The 18,477-nt window shown below is 61.4% G+C and carries 17 protein-coding genes and 1 riboswitch; of the genes, 11 read left to right on the forward strand and 6 right to left on the reverse strand.

The features are described from left to right. Positions 1–126: 126 nt before the first annotated feature. From ACM6IK_RS24750 to ACM6IK_RS24765, 4 genes are all read right to left on the reverse strand, one after another. Positions 127–1,095: a metal ABC transporter ATPase gene (locus tag ACM6IK_RS24750; RefSeq protein WP_414876400.1), complete on the reverse strand. Its 969-nt coding sequence runs from the start codon at positions 1,093–1,095 to the stop codon at positions 127–129. Between the two features lie 32 nt (positions 1,096–1,127). After that, on the reverse strand, positions 1,128–1,940 hold the full coding sequence (locus ACM6IK_RS24755) for an aldo/keto reductase (RefSeq protein WP_414876401.1): 813 nt from the start codon (positions 1,938–1,940) through the stop codon (positions 1,128–1,130). Continuing rightward, the gene (locus tag ACM6IK_RS24760; protein WP_414876402.1) at positions 1,937–3,112 is read right to left on the reverse strand and encodes an NAD(P)/FAD-dependent oxidoreductase; all 1,176 of its coding nucleotides are present in this window, start codon (positions 3,110–3,112) and stop codon (positions 1,937–1,939) included. The genes ACM6IK_RS24755 and ACM6IK_RS24760 overlap by 4 nt, the downstream gene beginning before the upstream one ends. A gap of 211 nt (positions 3,113–3,323) precedes the next feature. Beyond that, on the reverse strand, positions 3,324–3,656 hold the full coding sequence (locus ACM6IK_RS24765) for a DMT family transporter (protein ID WP_414876403.1): 333 nt from the start codon (positions 3,654–3,656) through the stop codon (positions 3,324–3,326). A 103-nt stretch (positions 3,657–3,759) separates the two neighbouring features. Between ACM6IK_RS24765 and ACM6IK_RS24770 the strand changes: the two genes are divergently transcribed. Together ACM6IK_RS24770 and waaA are read left to right on the forward strand one after the other, a co-directional pair. Next, a complete protein-coding gene (locus tag ACM6IK_RS24770; protein ID WP_414876404.1) occupies positions 3,760–4,662 on the forward strand; it encodes a LysR family transcriptional regulator in 903 nt (300 codons plus the stop codon). An 11-nt stretch (positions 4,663–4,673) separates the two neighbouring features. Further along, the gene (gene waaA, locus ACM6IK_RS24775) at positions 4,674–5,951 is read left to right on the forward strand and encodes a lipid IV(A) 3-deoxy-D-manno-octulosonic acid transferase (protein WP_414876405.1); all 1,278 of its coding nucleotides are present in this window, start codon (positions 4,674–4,676) and stop codon (positions 5,949–5,951) included. An 83-nt stretch (positions 5,952–6,034) separates the two neighbouring features. On the opposite strand, the gene ACM6IK_RS24780 is transcribed toward waaA, so the two are convergent. Next, on the reverse strand, positions 6,035–7,474 hold the full coding sequence (locus tag ACM6IK_RS24780) for a TolC family outer membrane protein (protein WP_414876406.1): 1,440 nt from the start codon (positions 7,472–7,474) through the stop codon (positions 6,035–6,037). Positions 7,475–7,678: 204 nt separating this feature from the next. Further along, positions 7,679–7,784: riboswitch (TPP riboswitch) on the forward strand. Between the two features lie 165 nt (positions 7,785–7,949). On the opposite strand from ACM6IK_RS24780, the gene thiC reads away from it, so the two are divergent. Continuing rightward, positions 7,950–9,839, forward strand: a complete 1,890-nt coding sequence (gene thiC, locus ACM6IK_RS24785) for a phosphomethylpyrimidine synthase ThiC (protein WP_414876407.1) — start codon at positions 7,950–7,952, stop codon at positions 9,837–9,839. Positions 9,840–9,991: 152 nt separating this feature from the next. Further along, the gene (gene cytX, locus ACM6IK_RS24790) at positions 9,992–11,284 is read left to right on the forward strand and encodes a putative hydroxymethylpyrimidine transporter CytX (protein ID WP_414876408.1); all 1,293 of its coding nucleotides are present in this window, start codon (positions 9,992–9,994) and stop codon (positions 11,282–11,284) included. On the opposite strand, the gene ACM6IK_RS24795 is transcribed toward cytX, so the two are convergent. Further along, on the reverse strand, positions 11,253–11,999 hold the full coding sequence (locus ACM6IK_RS24795; protein ID WP_414876409.1) for an RsiV family protein: 747 nt from the start codon (positions 11,997–11,999) through the stop codon (positions 11,253–11,255). The genes cytX and ACM6IK_RS24795 overlap by 32 nt on opposite strands. A 225-nt stretch (positions 12,000–12,224) precedes the next feature. Here ACM6IK_RS24795 and ACM6IK_RS24800 point away from each other — a divergent pair, with 225 nt between their 5' ends. The 7 genes from ACM6IK_RS24800 to ACM6IK_RS24830 all read left to right on the forward strand — a co-directional run bounded on the left by ACM6IK_RS24800 (position 12,225) and on the right by ACM6IK_RS24830 (position 18,470). Beyond that, on the forward strand, positions 12,225–12,842 hold the full coding sequence (locus ACM6IK_RS24800) for an NUDIX domain-containing protein (RefSeq protein WP_414876410.1): 618 nt from the start codon (positions 12,225–12,227) through the stop codon (positions 12,840–12,842). Next, positions 12,833–13,288 (forward strand): DUF1249 domain-containing protein, encoded by a 456-nt coding sequence (locus tag ACM6IK_RS24805; protein ID WP_414876411.1) that lies wholly within the window; start codon positions 12,833–12,835, stop codon positions 13,286–13,288. The genes ACM6IK_RS24800 and ACM6IK_RS24805 overlap by 10 nt, the downstream gene beginning before the upstream one ends. 106 nt (positions 13,289–13,394) lie before the next feature. After that, positions 13,395–14,210, forward strand: a complete 816-nt coding sequence (cpdA, locus tag ACM6IK_RS24810; RefSeq protein WP_414876412.1) for a 3',5'-cyclic-AMP phosphodiesterase — start codon at positions 13,395–13,397, stop codon at positions 14,208–14,210. A gap of 193 nt (positions 14,211–14,403) precedes the next feature. After that, positions 14,404–15,012, forward strand: coding sequence for a YqiA/YcfP family alpha/beta fold hydrolase (locus ACM6IK_RS24815; protein WP_414876413.1), 609 nt, complete (start codon positions 14,404–14,406; stop codon positions 15,010–15,012). A gap of 43 nt (positions 15,013–15,055) precedes the next feature. Continuing rightward, positions 15,056–16,960 (forward strand): DNA topoisomerase IV subunit B, encoded by a 1,905-nt coding sequence (gene parE / locus ACM6IK_RS24820; RefSeq protein WP_414876414.1) that lies wholly within the window; start codon positions 15,056–15,058, stop codon positions 16,958–16,960. Further along, positions 16,960–17,949, forward strand: a complete 990-nt coding sequence (locus ACM6IK_RS24825) for an esterase-like activity of phytase family protein (protein ID WP_414876415.1) — start codon at positions 16,960–16,962, stop codon at positions 17,947–17,949. Before parE ends, ACM6IK_RS24825 begins: the two co-directional genes overlap by 1 nt. After that, positions 17,946–18,470, forward strand: coding sequence for a TIGR02281 family clan AA aspartic protease (locus tag ACM6IK_RS24830; RefSeq protein ID WP_414876416.1), 525 nt, complete (start codon positions 17,946–17,948; stop codon positions 18,468–18,470). The genes ACM6IK_RS24825 and ACM6IK_RS24830 overlap by 4 nt, the downstream gene beginning before the upstream one ends. Positions 18,471–18,477 lie beyond the last annotated feature (7 nt).

The following is an 18,477-nucleotide window of genomic DNA, read 5'->3' on the forward strand; positions in this document are numbered from 1 at the left end:
TGGCGTAGCCTGCGATCTTTTCCGGTAGCCTGGGGATCGTAAAATCAAAAGATCGCAGCCTGCGGCAGCTCCTACAGGAACACGCGTTCCAACGTAGGAGCTGCCGCAGGCTGCGATCTTTTACGTTTAAGAGCTGACCTTTTTACTCGGAACGATCTTCTTCAGCAGTTGCTTGGCCTTGCCGCGCAACCGCGCCAACCCCGAATCCTTTCCCGGTGGGGTCAATCCCTGCTGTCTCACCCAGTCCTTCCAGCGAATCCGCTCATCGCGCACCAGCCAGCCGTCCTGTCGGGCAAAACTCTCGGCCAGGTACAGGCCGCGCGTGCTGGCCGGGTACAGTTGATCCTTTTTCAAGGTGTAGAGCTCAGCCAGCGGGTGGCCGTCCTGCAAGGGCATCAAGTACAGATCGGGTCGCTTGCGGTCGAGGCGGGCGACGAGTTGATCGCCTTCCAGTCTTTCATCGACATGGAACAGGCTCAGGGATTTGGCTTCCTTGGGAACGTCCAGGCGCAAGTCGTAAATCAACTGCAGTGACGCCGTTGGCAAATGCACGTAAGCCCGCGGGCGTTCTATCAGCATCAGGTTGGCGCAACGTACCGGCCGCGCCGAGCCGGACAGTGGCGACAAGCGAAACGGCAGGGCTTCACGGTAATGCAGGGCGGCAGCGTAGGGCGTCGGCAGCCAGGTGTCATTGAACCGCCCACCGAGCCAGCCTTCCGGGGTTTCCAGCAGGCATTCTTCGGCAATCTCCTGGATCGCCGTGTGCAAGGGCAGGTTCAGCTCATGGGCCGGCACGTAGCCGGAGATCAGCTTGAGCACCACATCGCCGCGGTCCTGCCGGCGTTGGCGCACCAGCACCCAATAGTCGCGATTCTGCCAATGCAGGGTCAGGCGCACCGAAACCCCGAGGTTGGCCAGCTCCAGGGCAAACCGTTCGCTGTCGCCGACCGTCACCGGACGACGACGTTGCAGGGTCTGGGCGAAGTTCAGCGGCCTGCCGACGCTCTGATAAGCCAGGCCTTCGGGGGTCGCTTCGACGAATAACGGCAGGGTCTTGAAGTTGCTCGGGTTCTTTCTGATGAGCGTACGCGACATGTCGGCTCCTGCTTAAGGCCGCGTGGGCGGCGTCAGTGGCTACGTAGGACCTGGGCAACGGTCGCGACATTGTGGGCGAGGTGCAGCGGATTGATGGTCCCGACAATAGCACTGGCAACACCCGGATGTTCAAACAACAATTCGAAACTGGCGCGCACCGGATCCACCCCCGGACTCAGGCAGACATGACCGCTGGCGAGGGCTTTCTTGATCAGAATGGCTTTGCCGTGTGCAGCAGCATAGTCAATGACGGCCTTCTCGTTTTGTTCGTTCAGATTGTAGGTGACCATCGCGCAGTCGCCTTGCTCCAGCGCCTTCAAACCGCCTTCGACAGTTTTGCCGGAAAAGCCGAAACCGCGAATCTTGCCTTCGGCCTTGAGCGCGGCGAGCGTCTCGTAGACTTCGCAGTCATTGAGGATCGCCAGATCGTTACCATCGGAGTGCACCAGCACCAGGTCGATGAAGTCCGTTTCCAGGCGTTGCAGGCTGCGTTCCACCGACATTCGTGTGTGCGCAGCGCTGAAATCGTGAAGGGACTGGCCGTCGGCGAACTCTTCGCCCACCTTGCTGACAATCACCCAGTCCTGGCGTTGACCGCGCAGCAACGGGCCCAGGCGTTCTTCGCTGCGACCATAGGCTGGTGCGGTGTCGATCAGATTGATGCCCAGGTCGCGTGTGAGCTTGAGCAACATGCGCGCTTCATCGTCATCGGGAATCCTGAAGCCGTTGGGATACTTCACCCCTTGGTCGCGGCCCAGTTTCACTGTGCCCAGGCCCAGGGGTGAAACCAGCAGGCCGGTGCTGCCCAGTGGGCGATGCAAGTCATGCAGGGTCGGTTGGCTCATGGCAGCAGTTGTTCCCAGGCCGGTACGCCCATCGGCGGCTTCGGCAGTTCCGGCAATGCTGCCGGGTGGCTTGGCTGAATGCCGTCGCGGGTCAGGCTGGCGATCACGCGGTCGGCGAAGTCTGGCGCCAGGGCGAGCTTGGTCGGCCAGCCCACCAGCAGGCGGCCTTCCTCGGCAACAAAGGCGTTGTCGGGACGCGTCAGGCCTGATTGCAGCGGTTCGGCGCGATCCACGCGCAAGGTCGCCCATTGCACCGTGCTCAGGTCGATCCATGGCAGCAATTGGCCGAGTTCTTTGTGTGCGGTGGCGATCTGCTCGGCGGGCTCACGGGCCACACCTTCAGATTCCGCGATATCGCCGCCCAGGTACCAGACCCATTGGCCATCCGCCGCCGGGTGCGTGGTCACGGTGATGCGCGGTTTGGTGCCGCCACCCAGGCAATGGGCGTAAAGCGGTTTGAGGCTCGGCCCTTTGGCGATGATCATGTGCAACGGGCGGCGCTGCATGGCGGGTTGGCTCAGGCCCAGCGCTTCAAGCAATGCCGCCGTCCCGGCACCGGCACTGAGGACGATGCGCTGGGCGCGGATTTCGCGCTCATCGACCTTCAGGCCGACCAGCACGCCACCTTCCAGCAGCGGCTCGATCTTTTGTCCGGCGAGCAAGCCATCTCCGGCCAGATCGGCCAGGCGCTGGATCAGGCTCGGCACATCGACCACCAGTTCCGCCAGGCGATAGACCTTGCCCTTGAAGCGCTTGTCCTGCAGGGCCGGCGGCAATTGCTCGCCCTTGACCTGATCGACGCGACCGCGCACGGCCTTGCTGGCAAAGAAGCTGGTGAGGTTGCCGGCGAGGGTGCCTGGGGACCAGAGGTAATGAGCTTCGGACAGCAGGCGTACGCCGGACAGGTCCAGCTCGCCGTCACCAGCCAGGGCTTCGCGCCAGCGGCGCGGCATGTCGGATATGGCTTCCGAAGCGCCGGTCAGGGCGCCGTGCAGCGCGTATTTGGCGCCGCCGTGGATGATGCCCTGGGACTTCACGCTCTGCCCGCCGCCGAGGCTGGCGCTTTCCACCAGCACGGTCGAAAACCCCTGGCGGCGCAGGCGCGCATTCAGCCAGAGGCCGGCGACACCAGCGCCGACAATCAGAACGTCGGTGGAAATAACGGATGGCATTCGGCGACCTCTGTGTTCAAGACGAGGGCGCAGTATACAGACTCGAAGATTGGAGGGGCTGACGCCAGTACTCTCGAGCCAACGAGTAACCCTGTGGGAGCGAGCTTGCTCGCGATGACGGCATGGCATTCAACATCAATGTTGATCAATGTTGACTGACCCACCGCTATCGCGAGCAAGCTCGCTCCCACAGGGGATTGCGTTTCAAATGTTAGTGACCCGCAGTTTTGGAGAAGAGCTGGATGACCACCACGCCCAGCACAATCAACGCCATCCCCAGCATCGCCGGCACGTCCAGCTTTTGCCCGTAGATAAACAGCGCCGCAATGCTGACCATCACGATCCCCATGCCGGCCCACACGGCGTACGCCACACCCACCGGAACGCTGCGCACCACCAGGGTCAACATCCAGAAGGCGATCCCGTAACCGACGATGACCAGCACCAGTGGCAGCGGGGTGCTAAGGCCCTTGACGGCTTTCATCGAAACAGTGGCAATCACTTCGGCGCAGATGGCAATGGCCAGGTAGTAGTAAGCGGTCATGGGTCAATCCTCGTGTGAAGTGTTGCTCTCTGAGGTCGGCATTCTAGTGATTCTCCAGATGCGGTAAAGTCATTACCTATCTGTTTGGAAGATGGGTTGAGCCATGAGCATGCAATGGAATCTGGAGCAGCTGCGGTTGTTTGTCAGCGTAGCGGAGCAGCGTTCGTTTTCTGCCGTGGCGCGGGATCAGCGCAAGGCGCAGTCGGCGGTCAGCAGTTCGATAGCGTTGCTGGAAGAAGATCTGGGTGTCAGCCTGTTCGACCGTAGCAGCGGGCGTCAACCGAAGCTCACTGAAGCCGGTACCGCTTTGCTGGACGAAGCGCGGGAGGTGTTGCGCCAGTGCGAACGGCTCAACGGCCGGGCGCTGGCGATGATGCGCGGGCAGGAAGCGCGATTGCGTGTGGCGCAGGATGAAGCGATGCCGTATCAGCCGATCATCGAAAGCTTCGAGGCCCTGGCGGAAAGATTCCCCAGCCTTGAAGTGCAACTGACCAGCGCCGCCCAAGGCGATGTCGCGCGCAAACTGGTGGAGCGGCGCGCCGATCTGGGGCTGCTGTTCTTTCACGATCAGATTCCCGAGGCACTTGAACGGCGGGTGCTGGGCAGCGTGGAAATGGTCACGGTGTGCGGCAAGGATCATCCGTTGGCACATAAAGGCGCAGTGGACAGCCAACAATTGGCGCAACATCGGCAGTTGCTGATGTCCACGGCGTCGAGCATTTATCCCGGCAGTGATCCCGCCAGCCCGCAAGTCTGGCGCGCCGACAGTTTCTATGTGATGGCCGAATGGCTGGTGCGTGGCCTCGGCTGGGCCTGGCTGCCACGCCACGTAGTGCAGTACCCGACTTATCAGAATCAGATGGTCGAACTGGTCAGCGAATGGACCCCGCCGGCCCTGGTGGTGGAGCTGGTATGGCGCCGGGATGAGCCGCTCGGTCCGGCCGCGCGCTGGCTCGCCGAACGTTTTGCCGTGCACTTGCAGACGATTGGCGAAAAAAGCCGATAAACTCCGCCGCCATGAATAGAACTCTCTACACCGCGCTGTTTTATCTGGGGCTGCCATTGGTAGCGATTCGGCTTTGGCTGCGCGCGCGCAAGGCGCCGGCCTATGCCAGGCGCATCGGCGAGCGTTTTTCCTTCGCGATGCCCGCGATGAAACCGGGCGGCATCTGGGTGCACGCCGTGTCGGTGGGCGAAAGCATTGCGGCCGCGCCGATGATCCGCGCCTTGCTGGCGCGTTATCCGAATCTACCGATCACCGTGACCTGCATGACGCCGACCGGGTCGGAACGCATCCTGGCACTGTTCGCCAATGAGCCGCGCATCCAGCACTGCTATCTGCCTTACGATTTGCCGTGCGCCGCCCGGCGCTTCCTCGATCGGGTCCAGCCGAAACTGGCGGTGATCATGGAAACTGAATTGTGGCCCAACCATATCCATCAATGTGCCAAACGCGGAATTCCAGTGGCCCTGGCCAATGCGCGGCTGTCCGAGCGTTCGGCCAAGGGCTATGGCCGGTTTCCCACGCTGACCCAGCCGATGCTGGCGGAGATGAGCCTGTTCGCAGTGCAGACCGAAGCCGAGGCGCAACGCTTGCGTAACCTGGGCGCCCGGACCGAAACAGTCCAGGTCACGGGCTCAATCAAGTTCGACCTGACCATCGACCCGCAACTGCTGGAGCGCGCCAGCCAATTGCGCGGGCAATGGCAGGCGCTGGAACGACCGGTGTGGATCGCAGCCAGTACCCATGACGGCGAAGACGAGGTGGTGCTGGCGGCCCATCGTCAGTTGCTGGCCACTCATCCCGATGCCTTGCTGATTCTGGTGCCGCGTCATCCGGAGCGCTTCAATTCGGTGTACGGGTTGTGCCTGCAACAAGGGTTTGCCACGGTCCGGCGTTCCAGCGGCGATGCGGTCAATGCGAATACGTCGGTGCTGCTGGGCGATACCATGGGCGAGTTGCTGTTTCTCTACGCCCTGGCGGACAGTGCATTCGTCGGCGGCAGCCTGGTGCCCAACGGCGGGCATAACCTGCTGGAGCCGGCGGCCCTCGCTAAGCCGGTATTGAGCGGGCCGCATCTTTTCAACTTCCTCGAAATCGCCGCGCAGTTGCGCAGTGCCGGGGCATTGCAAGAAGTGGAGGATGCCGAAGGGTTGGCGGTGGCGGTGCAGCGGCTGTTCGAACTGCCCCGTGATGCGCAGCGCATGGCAGAGGCCGGGTTGAGCGTGATGCGCACCAATCAGGGGGCGTTGCAGCGGTTGCTGGACGGGTTGGGGCGGTTGATCGAGCGTTAGACCGAGTTGTATTCATTCGCGAGCAGGCTCGCTCCCACACTCGAAACACTGTGGGAGTGAGCCTGCTCGCGAAGCTTTTGCTTTTACTGCTCCGGTCGCGCTTTCAACTGCTCAGCCGCAGCCTTGGCCAGATCCGGTGGCAGGAAATCCTTGTCCGGGTTGTAGTTCGGGTTGAGCCAGCGCGCCAGGGTTTGCAGATCCCCCGGATTCAACGTACCGGCCTGTTGCTTCAAGCGCAGGTTGTCGAGGATGTAGTCGTAGCGGGTGTTGTTGTAGTCGCGCACGGAGGTGTAGAGCTGACGTTGCGCATCCAGCACGTCGACGATGTTTCGCGTACCCACCTGATAGCCGATTTCGGTCGCTTCCACCGCGCTCTGGTTGGAGATGATCGATTGCTTGCGCGCCTGTACCTGCTCGACATCGGTGTTCACCGCGCGGTGCAGGTCTCGGGTGTTTTCCACGATGCTGCGACGCAGGGATTCGCGTTGCTGCTCGGTCTGGTCCAGTTGTGCATAGGACTGACGCACTTGGGAGTTGATCAGGCCACCACTGTAGATCGGGATGTTCAGTTGCAGGCCAACGGTCGTTTGCTCGACGTTGCCACCGTACGGCAGGGGCTGGTTGTTCGGGTTGCTGAAGCCCAGCGCGTCGTTGTCGCCTTTCTCGTACTTGGCGATCGCGTCAACCGTTGGCAAGTGCCCGGATCTGCGTTGCTTGAGAGTCTGCTCGGCGGCGCTGACGGCATAGTTGCTGGCCAACAGATTGAGGTTCTGCCTGCCCGCGGTTTCGACCCAGGCCTTGGCGTCGTTCGGTACTGGCGGCAGGATCGGCAAGTTATGGCTGATGCCCCAGATCGAGTTGTACTGGCGGTTGGTCAGGGTGATCAATGCTTCAAAGGCGTCGTCCACCTGGCGCTGCGCAACGATGCGGTTGGCGCGTGCGGTGTCGTAGCTGGCCTGTGAGTTCAAAACGTCGGTCTTGTCCGAGAGACCGACATCGAAACGCTCGTTGGATTGATCGAGCTGGCGTTTGAACGCCGCTTCTTCAGCCTTGGTCGAGGCCAGGTTGTCCTGGGTGCGCAGCACGTTGAAATAGCTGTCAGCGGTCTGCAGGATCAGGTTTTGCTCGGTCGCCGAGAGTTGCAGGGCAGCCTGTTCGTTGACTTCCTTGGCGGCCTGGAACTGGAACCAGCGATCAGCCCGGAACAGCGGCTGCGCCAGAGTGGCCTGGTAAGAATGAGCATCGCGGTTGGACGTGGCGGACGGCTGATCGAGATCCGTACGCACCTCGGAAATATTCGCGCCACCCGAGAGGTTCGGCAGCAGCCCGGCGCGGGCCTGGGGTACGACTTCCTTCTGCGCGCCATATTGAGCGATGGCAGCCGCCAGATCGGCGTTGTTGTTGACAGCTTCCTGATAAACGCTGACCAGGTCCGTCTTGTTCGATAAGGGCACATCTGCTGCCCAGGCCATTCCGTTGGACGCACAAGACACGGCAAGGGCCAGTGAGAGTTTGCGCAGCATAGACGATCCCTAGAATTGATATTACGAAGGTAATTTGAGCGCCAAGGCTAAGGCCCAGCCTTGACAGCGTCAATGCCGGCTCAGCGTAGCGAGTGTAGTTGTGCATTGGGGCGGCAACAATCCTGATACTGCGTGTAATAACGCCATTCATCATGGTGTTTGCCGCGGGGTTGGCGTTCTTTGCCAGTTGTGTCTAGACTGGCCGGGTTCTTGTCGGGGTGCCTTGCTATGAGGCTGAGATCGAATAATTTCGGATCCCGTTGAACCTGATCAGGTTAGCGCCTGCGTAGGGAACAAGATTTCTCGTCACCCGGCGAGTCCTCTTGTGCTTCGTCCGGGATGTTGTTCGACAATCGAACACCCCTCGAGCATTGAGCACAGCACAGCTGGTTTTCCAGCACCCGTGCGCCCATTCGTTTACAGGTTCGCTCCGACAAAAAATCCACTGCCTGGATGTGTGTCTGGAGAGCCCGTGATGACTACAAAATCAAAAATCGCCACCAACCTGAGTGACTCGGCCCAGGTCGATCAGCAATCGGTTCAGCCGTTTACCCGCTCGCAAAAAATTTATGTCCAGGGCACTCGCCCGGACATCCTCGTGCCGATGCGCGAAATCAGCCTTGACGTGACTCCGACCGATTTCGGTGGTGAGGTCAACGCGCCGGTGGTGGTGTACGACACCTCGGGCCCGTACACCGACCCCAATGTCATCATCGATGTGCGAAAAGGCCTGGCCGACGTGCGTTCGCCGTGGATCGAATCCCGTGGCGATACCGAGCGCCTGAGCGGCCTGAGCTCCAACTTCGGCCAGGAGCGCCTTGCCGATCCGGAGCTGACCAAACTGCGTTTCGCCCACGTCAACAACCCGCGCCGTGCCAAGCCGGGTGCCAACGTCAGCCAGATGCACTACGCGCGCAAAGGCATCATCACCGCCGAGATGGAATACGTCGCCATCCGCGAAAACATGAAGCTGGAAGTGGCCCGCGCCGCCGGCCTGCTGGACCAGCAACACGCCGGCCACAGCTTCGGCGCCAGCGTGCCGAAAATCATCACCCCTGAATTCGTCCGTGACGAAATCGCCCGCGGCCGCGCGATCATTCCGGCCAACATCAACCACACCGAACTGGAACCGATGATCATCGGCCGTAACTTCCTGGTGAAGATCAACGGCAACATCGGCAACAGTGCCCTGGGTTCGTCCATCGAAGAAGAAGTGGCGAAACTGACCTGGGGCATTCGCTGGGGCTCAGACACGGTCATGGACCTGTCCACCGGCAAGCACATCCACGAAACCCGCGAGTGGATCATCCGTAACTCGCCGGTGCCGATCGGTACCGTACCGATCTACCAGGCCCTGGAAAAAGTCGACGGCGTGGCCGAAGACCTGACTTGGGAGCTGTTCCGCGACACGCTGATCGAGCAGGCCGAGCAGGGCGTCGACTACTTCACCATTCACGCCGGCGTGCTGTTGCGCTACGTGCCGATGACCGCCAAGCGCGTGACCGGCATCGTCTCCCGGGGTGGTTCGATCATGGCCAAGTGGTGCCTGGCGCACCACAAAGAGAACTTCCTCTATACCCATTTCGAAGACATCTGCGAAATCATGAAGGCCTACGACGTCAGCTTCTCGCTTGGCGATGGCCTGCGTCCGGGCTCGATTGCCGACGCCAACGACGAAGCGCAGTTCGGCGAGCTGGAAACCCTCGGCGAGCTGACCAAGATTGCCTGGAAGCACGATGTGCAGTGCATGATCGAAGGCCCGGGCCACGTGCCGATGCAGTTGATCAAAGAGAACATGGACAAGCAGCTTGAGTGCTGCGACGAGGCGCCGTTCTACACCCTCGGCCCACTGACCACCGACATCGCGCCGGGCTACGACCACATCACCTCCGGCATCGGTGCGGCGATGATCGGCTGGTTCGGTTGCGCCATGCTCTGCTACGTGACGCCCAAGGAGCACCTGGGCCTGCCGAACAAGGATGACGTGAAGACCGGGATCATCACCTACAAGATCGCCGCGCACGCCGCCGATCTGGCGAAGGGGCACCCGGGGGCGCAGATCCGCGACAATGCCTTGAGCAAGGCGCGTTTCGAATTCCGTTGGGAAGACCAGTTCAACCTGGGCCTCGATCCGGACACCGCTCGCTCGTATCACGATGAAACCTTGCCGAAGGATTCGGCCAAGGTCGCGCACTTCTGCTCGATGTGCGGGCCGAAATTCTGCTCGATGAAGATCACCCAGGAAGTCCGCGAGTATGCGGCTAACCAACGGATCGAAGCGGTCGATGTGGATGTCGCCCAGGGCATGGCCGAACAGGCTGAGCGGTTCAAGAAGGAAGGCAGTCAGCTTTACCAGAAAGTTTGATCTGACCTGAGGTCGGCGGTGCTTGCACCGCCGCCATCGCGAGCAAGCTCGCTCCCACAGTGGATTTGTGAACGACACAGATCCCCTGTGGGAGCGAGCTTGCTCGCGATGACGATCGTCACAACAACAAATGTCCCTCTGAGATAACACCCTTGAGCATTCAACCCAGCACTTACTCCCCCGATATCGCAGTGCCGAGCGACAAACGTGTATTCGGCGGCCGCGACCTGTTTTCCTTGTGGTTCTCCCTCGGCATCGGCCTGATGGTGTTGCAGACCGGTGCGTTGCTCGCGCCGGGCCTGGGCCTGTCCGGTTCGTTGCTGGCGATTTTTCTCGGCACCCTGGTCGGCGTTCTGCTGCTGGCGGCGGTCGGAGTGATTGGCAGCGACACCGGCCTGTCGTCGATGGCCGCGCTCAAGCTCAGCCTCGGCGTCAAGGGCGCGAGCCTGCCAGCGGTGCTGAACCTGCTGCAACTGATCGGCTGGGGTTCGTTCGAAATCATCGTCATGCGCGATGCCGCCAGCCTGTTGGGCGCCAAAGCGTTCAGCGAAGGCAGTCTGCTGTCGAATCCATTGCTCTGGACGCTGTTCTTCGGCGCATTGGCGACCCTGTTGGCAGTCAGCGGTCCGCTGACGTTCGTCCGGCAGATCCTGCGCAAATGGGGGATCTGGCTGCTGCTGGCCGCCTGCACTTGGCTGACCTGGAACCTGTTCGCCAAGGCTGATCTGGCTGCGTTGTGGGCCCAGGCCGGTGACGGTTCGATGCCGTTCGCCGTGGGTTTCGACATCGCCATTGCCATGCCGCTCTCGTGGTTGCCGCTGATCGCCGACTACTCGCGTTTCGGCAAGCGGGCGAAAAACGTCTTCGGTGGCACCGCCATTGGTTTCTTCATCGGTAATTTCTGGCTGATGAGCCTGGGCGTGGCCTACACCCTGGCGTTCGCGCCGAGCGGTGAAGTCAATGCCTTGCTGCTGGCGCTGGCCGGTGCAGGTTTGGGGATTCCGCTGTTGCTGATTCTTCTGGATGAATCGGAAAACGCCTTTGCCGATATTCACTCGGCGGCGGTGTCCAGCGGAATTCTGTTGCGCGCGAAAGTCGAGCACTTGGCCCTGGCCATCGGTGTCATCTGCACGCTGATTGCCCTGCTGGCGCCGTTGGCCCAGTACCAGAACTTCCTGCTGCTGATCGGATCAGTGTTTGCGCCATTGTTCGGCGTGGTGCTGGTGGACCACTTCATCCTGCGCAAGCGTAGCGGCCAGGTGGCCTCGGCCGCGCTGCGCTGGCCGGCGCTGCTCGCCTGGTTGGGCGGGGTCAGCACCTATCATTTGCTGGCCAACCTGTATCCGGATGTCGGCGCCACCCTGCCGGCGCTGGTCCTGGCAGGGCTGCTGCAGTTTGTGCTGGGCCGGGCCTTCAGTTACGGCCGGGAAACAGCTCGGGCTTGATGATGCTGTTCAGGCGAGGGTAGGGGATCTTCAGTTCGACATGGCCCAGCGCGTAAGGCGCGATGCTGCTGGTTTCGTACTTGAGGATCACCCCGCCGTAGGTCAGTGCCACGTTCCTGGTTTTCTGGAACGGCCAGCTCTTCACGAACTCCGGTTCCTGATCGAGCTTGGTGCTGATCAGCCAGCTGTTGTGCGCCACCTGCGCGGCTTTCCAGAATGCGTCTTCCTGCCCTGGCACCAGCATGTCCGACAGCGTCAGCACTTTATGCTGCTGGCGCGAATAGTTGATGAAACCTCGACCTGCGGTGCCGTGGTCACCGCCGGTGTCCAGGTAGCTGGACAATTCGACGATCACCAAGCCGTCATGCTGCTCGCGTACCTTCGCCTGTAAGTAGCTGCTGTTGCGTGGGCCGGCGGTGCGCAAAAACTCTTCGCGATAGGCCGCCAGGGTCGGTGCCACCGGGGCATCGGGCGAGGTGCGGGTCATTTGCAGCAGGCGTTTTTCGATGATGCCGTCCAATTGCGGCTCGGCCGGGAAGTGCAGGGTGTCGATGTTGACCAGCGGGCAGTCCGGGTTGCTGCAACCGGGTTTGAGTTGCTCGGAGGCATCGCGGGTGGTTTCCAGCGGCGTCCGGTAGTTGGGCTGGAACAGGCTCGCGCAAGCGCCCAAGGTCAGGGCGATAGCGGCCACGGAGGCGATTTTGAAAAACGACATGTGCGTCCTTTCTGAAACAGGGGAGGGCAAAAAGTTACCGGCTTCGACTCTCAACAAAGCAGTCAGTTCGCCACTAAGCTAATTAGAGTGGGTTTCGCCCTCACCGTCTATCCCGCTGACGGGAAAGGAGCTGCATCAAACATCACGGGCGCGTTAGGATGGCGCGAAGTCGAGGCCCAGGAAAAAAAGCAGCCTCGAACAGGATTTGCAGTAACGAGGATAGTCATGAAGGATTTTGCCAACGCCATTCCGACTGCCGTTGATATCGTGCGGCGCGAAAAGTGCTACGAGGGCTTCTACAAACTCGAACGTGTGCACTTGCGTCACGAATTGTTCGCCGGGGGCATGAGCCGCGAGATCAATCGTGAAGTGTTCGTTCGCCATGACGCGGTCTGCATGCTGCCTTACGACCCGCAGCGCGATGAAGTGGTACTGATCGAGCAGTTTCGCGTCGGTGCCATGGGCAAGACCGACAACCCTTGGCTGATCGAACTGGTCGCTGGTCTGATCGACAAGGATGAAGTGCCGGAAGCAGTTGCTCACCGTGAAGCGCAGGAGGAAGCTGGGCTGGTAATCGGGGCGCTCTGGCCGATACTCAAATACTTTCCATCGCCGGGCGGCAGCAATGAGTTCGTGCATTTGTACCTGGGGCGTTGTGACGCTACCGGGGTTGGCGGCCTGCATGGGCTGGAGGAAGAGGCAGAAGACATCCGCGTCACGGTCTGGGCGTTCGAAGATGCCCTGCAAGCCGTACGCGACGGACGTATTGCCAACGCGGCGAGCATCATTGCCTTGCAATGGCTGGCTTTGAACCGCGTTGAAGTGAGGGGGTTATGGTCGTAAACAAGCTGCGCGATCGCTATCGGGTGGACCTGGTGGGGCTGCAAGCATCCTGCGAAGCGAACTACGCGCGCCTGATGCGACTGCTGCCGGACATGCGCAGCGAGCCTGCCGCGCGGCGCATCGCCGTGACCCATGGCGACCAGATGCTCGGCGTACTGGCGCTGGAAGTGCTGCTGACCTGTCCTTACACCACGACCCTGCAAGTGCGTCAGGAACACAGCCTGCCCTGGCTGCCGGTGCCGCAACTGGAAGTGCAGGTCTATCACGACGCGCGCATGGCTGAAGTGGTCAGCGCCGAACATGCGCGACGCTTTCGCGGCATCTATCCTTACCCGAACGCCTCGATGCATCAGCCGGACGAAAAGGCCCAGCTGAACATGTTTCTGGGCGAATGGCTGAGCCATTGCCTGGCGCTGGGGCATGAGTACGAAGTAGTACGGTTGTGAAGCGCAGTTGTGAACCATGTCAGGTTCACAGGTTTCCCCTTTTGATCGTCCCCCAGCATAATTGCGGCACTTACCCATCCCCGTGATCACGCCCTGGGAGAACGCCTTGCCGAGCGTATCCACATTGACCACCGCCGACCCGGCGTTGCTGGTGCAACTCTCCGACAGTCACCTGTTTGCCGAAGCGGACGGCGCGTTGCTGGGCATGAACACCCGCGACAGTCTGCAGAAGGTCATCGAACTGGTGCGCGCGCAACAGCCACGGATTGATTTGATCCTGGCCACGGGTGATCTGTCCCAGGACGGGACGCTGGAATCCTACCGGCAATTTCGCGACATGACGCGTCAGCTCGATGCGCCGGCGCGCTGGATTCCCGGCAATCACGATGAGCCGCAGTTCATGGCCGAGGCGGCGGTGCAGAGCGCCTTGCTCGAACCGGTGGTGGATATCGGCAACTGGCGGGTCACATTGCTCGATTCCGCCGTGCCGGGCTCGGTGCCGGGGTATTTGCAGGACGATCAGTTGCAGTTGCTCGCCCGTTCGTTGAGCGAAGCGCCGGATCGCCATCATCTGGTGTGCTTCCACCATCACCCGGTGTCCATCGGTTGCGCATGGATGGAGCCTATCGGCCTGCGTAATCCCGAGGCGTTTTTTGAAGTGCTGGATCGTTTTCCACAGGTGCGTGCCGTGCTGTGGGGGCATGTGCACCAGGAAATCGATCAATTACGTAACGGCGTGCGCCTGATCGCCTCGCCGTCGACCTGCATCCAGTTCGAGCCGGGCAGCGAGGATTTCAAGGTCGGGGAACAGGCGCCAGGCTATCGCTGGTTGCGGCTGCTGCCCGACGGGCGGCTGGAAACCGGTGTGGAGCGGGTCACCGGGTTTGAGTTCACGGTGGATTACGGCTCTAACGGCTACTGATGTCCCAATTCCCCCGTAGGAGCTGGCTTGCCAGCGAAGAGGGCATCACATTCAACATATATGTTATTTGACAGTCCGCCTTCGCTGGCAAGCCAGCTCCTACAGGGTGGCGTTCATTTCCATGGGGGCTGGCCCAACACCCCCCCGGGTCCCTGTAAACTCCGCCTTTTTAGCCGACGCACAGGGAGCTCAAATGTCCGGTTCGATCCTTTATATCCACGGCTTCAACAGCTCGCCGTTGTCGAAGAAGGCCTGTCAGTTGATCGAGGTGATGGAGCGTCTGGGCCTGAGCGAACAGGTGCGCGTTCCAGCGTTGCACCATCACCCGCGCCAGGCTATCGCACAACTGGAGCAGGCTATTTCCGGGCTCGGTCGGCCACTGCTGGTCGGCAGCTCGCTCGGCGGCTACTATGCCACTCACCTGGCCGAGCGCCTTGGCCTGAAAGCCCTGTTGATCAACCCTGCCGTCGGTCCACACCGGATGTTCGACGGATTTCTGGGAACGCAGAAAAACCTGTATACCGATGAGACCTGGGAAATGACCCATGACCACGTGACGGCCCTGGCCGAACTGGAGGTAGCGGCGCCCCGGGATCCACAGCGCTATCAGGTATGGCTGCAGACCGGGGACGAAACGCTGGACTATCGCCTCGCTCAGCAGTATTACCGGGCCTGTGCCTTGCGCATCCAGGCCGGCGGCGACCATGGTTACCAGGGGTTTGCCGCACAGCTTCCGGCCATGCTGAGCTTTGCCGGCATTGGCGCAGATTTGTATCAAGCGATTGATTTCACGGCATTGTGAAATCTCGCTCTTATTTTCAATGAATGACTGACGACGAGACCCCATGGCCACTCCCAGCGCTAGCTCTTATAACGCAGACGCCATCGAAGTCCTCTCGGGCCTCGACCCGGTGCGCAAACGCCCCGGCATGTACACCGACACCAGTCGGCCGAACCACCTTGCCCAGGAAGTCATCGACAACAGTGTCGACGAAGCCTTGGCCGGGCATGCCTCATCGGTACAGGTGATCCTGCATGCCGACCATTCCCTGGAAGTCAGCGATGACGGCCGTGGCATGCCGGTGGATATTCACCCTGAGGAAGGTGTTTCAGGCGTCGAGCTGATCCTCACCAAGCTTCATGCCGGGGGCAAGTTTTCCAACAAGAACTACCAGTTCTCCGGCGGCTTGCACGGGGTGGGTATTTCCGTGGTCAACGCCTTGTCCACCGAAGTGCGGGTGCGGGTAAAACGTGACGGCAACGAATACCAGATGACCTTCAAGGATGGCTACAAGGCCACCGAGCTGGAAATCATCGGCACTGTCGGCAAGCGCAACACCGGCACCAGCGTGTTCTTCGCGCCGGATCCGAAATACTTCGACTCCCCGAAATTCTCCATCAGCCGCCTCAAGCATGTGCTCAAGGCCAAGGCCGTGTTGTGCCCGGGGCTGCTGGTCAGTTTTGAAGACAAGGCCACCGGCGAGAAAGTCGAATGGCATTACGAAGACGGCCTGCGTTCCTACCTGGTGGATGCGGTCAGCGAATTCGAGCGCCTGCCGGACGAGCCGTTTTGCGGCAGCCTGGCCGGTAATAAAGAAGCGGTGGATTGGGCGCTGCTGTGGCTGCCCGAAGGTGGCGACGCGGTCCAGGAAAGCTACGTCAACCTGATCCCGACAGCCCAGGGCGGTACTCACGTCAACGGTTTGCGCCAAGGCCTGCTCGACGCCATGCGCGAGTTCTGCGAATTCCGCAGCCTGTTGCCGCGTGGTGTGAAGCTGGCGCCGGAAGACGTCTGGGAACGCATTGCCTTCGTGTTGTCGATGAAGATGCAGGAACCGCAATTCTCCGGCCAGACCAAGGAGCGCCTGTCGTCCCGTGAGGCGGCGGCGTTCGTCTCCGGTGTGGTCAAGGATGCGTTCAGCCTGTGGCTCAACGCCAACCCGGAAACCGGCATGCTGCTGGCGGAACTGGCGATCAACAACGCCGGTCGTCGCCTCAAGGCCAGCAAGAAGGTCGAGCGCAAACGCATTACCCAAGGCCCGGCGCTGCCGGGCAAACTGGCCGACTGCGCCGGCCAGGACCCGATGCGTTCCGAGCTGTTCCTGGTCGAAGGTGATTCCGCTGGCGGCTCGGCCAAGCAAGCGCGGGACAAAGAATTCCAGGCGATCCTGCCGTTGCGCGGCAAGATCCTCAACACCTGGGAAGTCGACGGCAGCGAAGTGCTGGCCAGCCAGGAAGTGCACAACATCGCGGTGGCCATCGGTGTCGATCCGGGCGCGGCCGACATGAGCCAACTGCGCTACGGCAAGATCTGCATCCTCGCCGACGCCGACTCCGACGGTCTGCACATCGCAACCTTGCTGTGCGCCTTGTTCGTCCAGCATTTCCGCCCATTGGTGGATGCCGGTCACGTCTACGTCGCCATGCCGCCGCTGTACCGCATCGACCTGGGCAAGGAAATCTACTACGCCCTCGATGAAGCCGAACGCGATGGCATCCTCGATCGTCTGGTGGCCGAGAAGAAGCGCGGCAAGCCGCAGGTCACCCGATTCAAGGGCCTGGGTGAAATGAACCCGCCGCAGCTGCGTGAGACGACCATGGACCCGAACACTCGGCGTCTGGTGCAGTTGACCCTGGAAGATTTCGAGGCGACCTCGGAAATGATGGACATGCTGCTGGCGAAGAAGCGCGCCGGCGACCGTAAGGCCTGGCTGGAGTCCAAGGGCAACCTGGCCGAGGTGCTGGGCTGATGCGTCTGGGCTTTGCCCTGGCTTGTGCGTTGCTGCTGACGTCGAACATGGTATCCGCCGAGCCGGCGCCACAGCTGCGCCTGTTGTCCGAACATGTCGTCGACGGCATGCGCGGCGGCAACCTGTCCGGGCTGGCGCAGTGCGGCAATGATCTGTGGGCGGTTTCCGACCGCGACGATAATCAGATCTACCGCCTGGATACCCGCGAATCTGCCTGGCAGGCACAAACGGTGCACATCGACGTACCGCCGGTGCCTGACAGCGGTTTGCCCTGGGGGCTGAAGTCTCGCGTCTGGGGGGCTTCGTTCGTGCGTGGCGGTGATCTGGACTTCGAGGGCATCACCTGCGACAGCGCCGGCAATCGCTACATCGTCAGCGAAGGCCATGCCGCTGTCTTGCAAGTGCCGCCAACGGGTCCCGCCGCCTGGCTGAAAATTTCGCCGATGATGGTTCGCGAGGCACGGGCCAGAGGCCTGCTGTTGCAATTCAATGCGCTGTTCGAAGGGCTGGTGATCAATCCGGCAGGGAATCAGATGTGGCTCGCCGCCGAGCGTCAAGGCCGGGGACTGCTGATGATCAAGCGCCAGCAGACGTTGTGGGATTGCGACGGTGGTTGCGTGCTGCTGAGCGAGGCGGGCATGGAAATGCAGCCCGAGCAGTTTCCCCGTGCCAAGCCTGTCCCGCGGGATTTTTCTGACCTGTCGCTGTTCAACGGCAAGCTGTTCACCCTTGAACGCAACGCCTGCCAGATCTGCCGCCGGGATCCGCAGACGGCCAAGGTCGAGCGCTGCTGGTCGTACGCCGCCGAGTTGTTGCAGGCAAACCGTCGTTATCCACAGGACTACGGGTTGGAAGAGGCGTTGATCGTGGATGCCGATGGCGCCTGGATCGGTGTCGACAATAACTTCGGCGCGCGCGCCGATGGCGAAGTCCGTCCGGTGGTCTGGCGCTTCGCTGCACCGGAAGGTGGCTGGAGTGCCAAGCCATGAGACAACAAAGCCCGGGGCAGCGCATAGGCCGGGTATTCATGGTGCTGGCCTGGTGTGCGGCGCTGTTTCTGGCCACGCGTTTTTTCGGCCAGTGGGAAGCGCGTCAGCAAAATCCGAATGTGGTGGTCAGCTCGGAGCAGGGCGAAGGTTTCATCGAGGTGAAACTGGTGAGCAATGTGCAGGGGCATTTCGTCGCCAGCGGCCAGATCAACGGCCAGCCGGTGGACTTCATGCTCGACACCGGGGCGACCGATGTGTCGGTTCCGGCGGACCTGGCCAGGCGCTTGAAGCTCGAAGAAGGATTTGGCGTGACCCTGAGCACGGCCAATGGCCTGAGCCAGGGCTATCGCACCCGTATCGAACGCCTGCAACTGGGCGACATCGTGCTGCGGGATGTACGCGCACTGGTGGCCCCGGGGCTGCATGGCGATCAGGTGTTGCTCGGCATGAGCGCACTGAACAAACTTGAATTTACCCAGCGCGGTGGCACCATGCTGCTGCGCCAGACAACGAACCGATGAGGCCCGC

Origin of the sequence: Pseudomonas sp. IT-196MI5 (assembly GCF_949767415.1) — a bacterium.
GTDB lineage: Bacteria > Pseudomonadota > Gammaproteobacteria > Pseudomonadales > Pseudomonadaceae > Aquipseudomonas.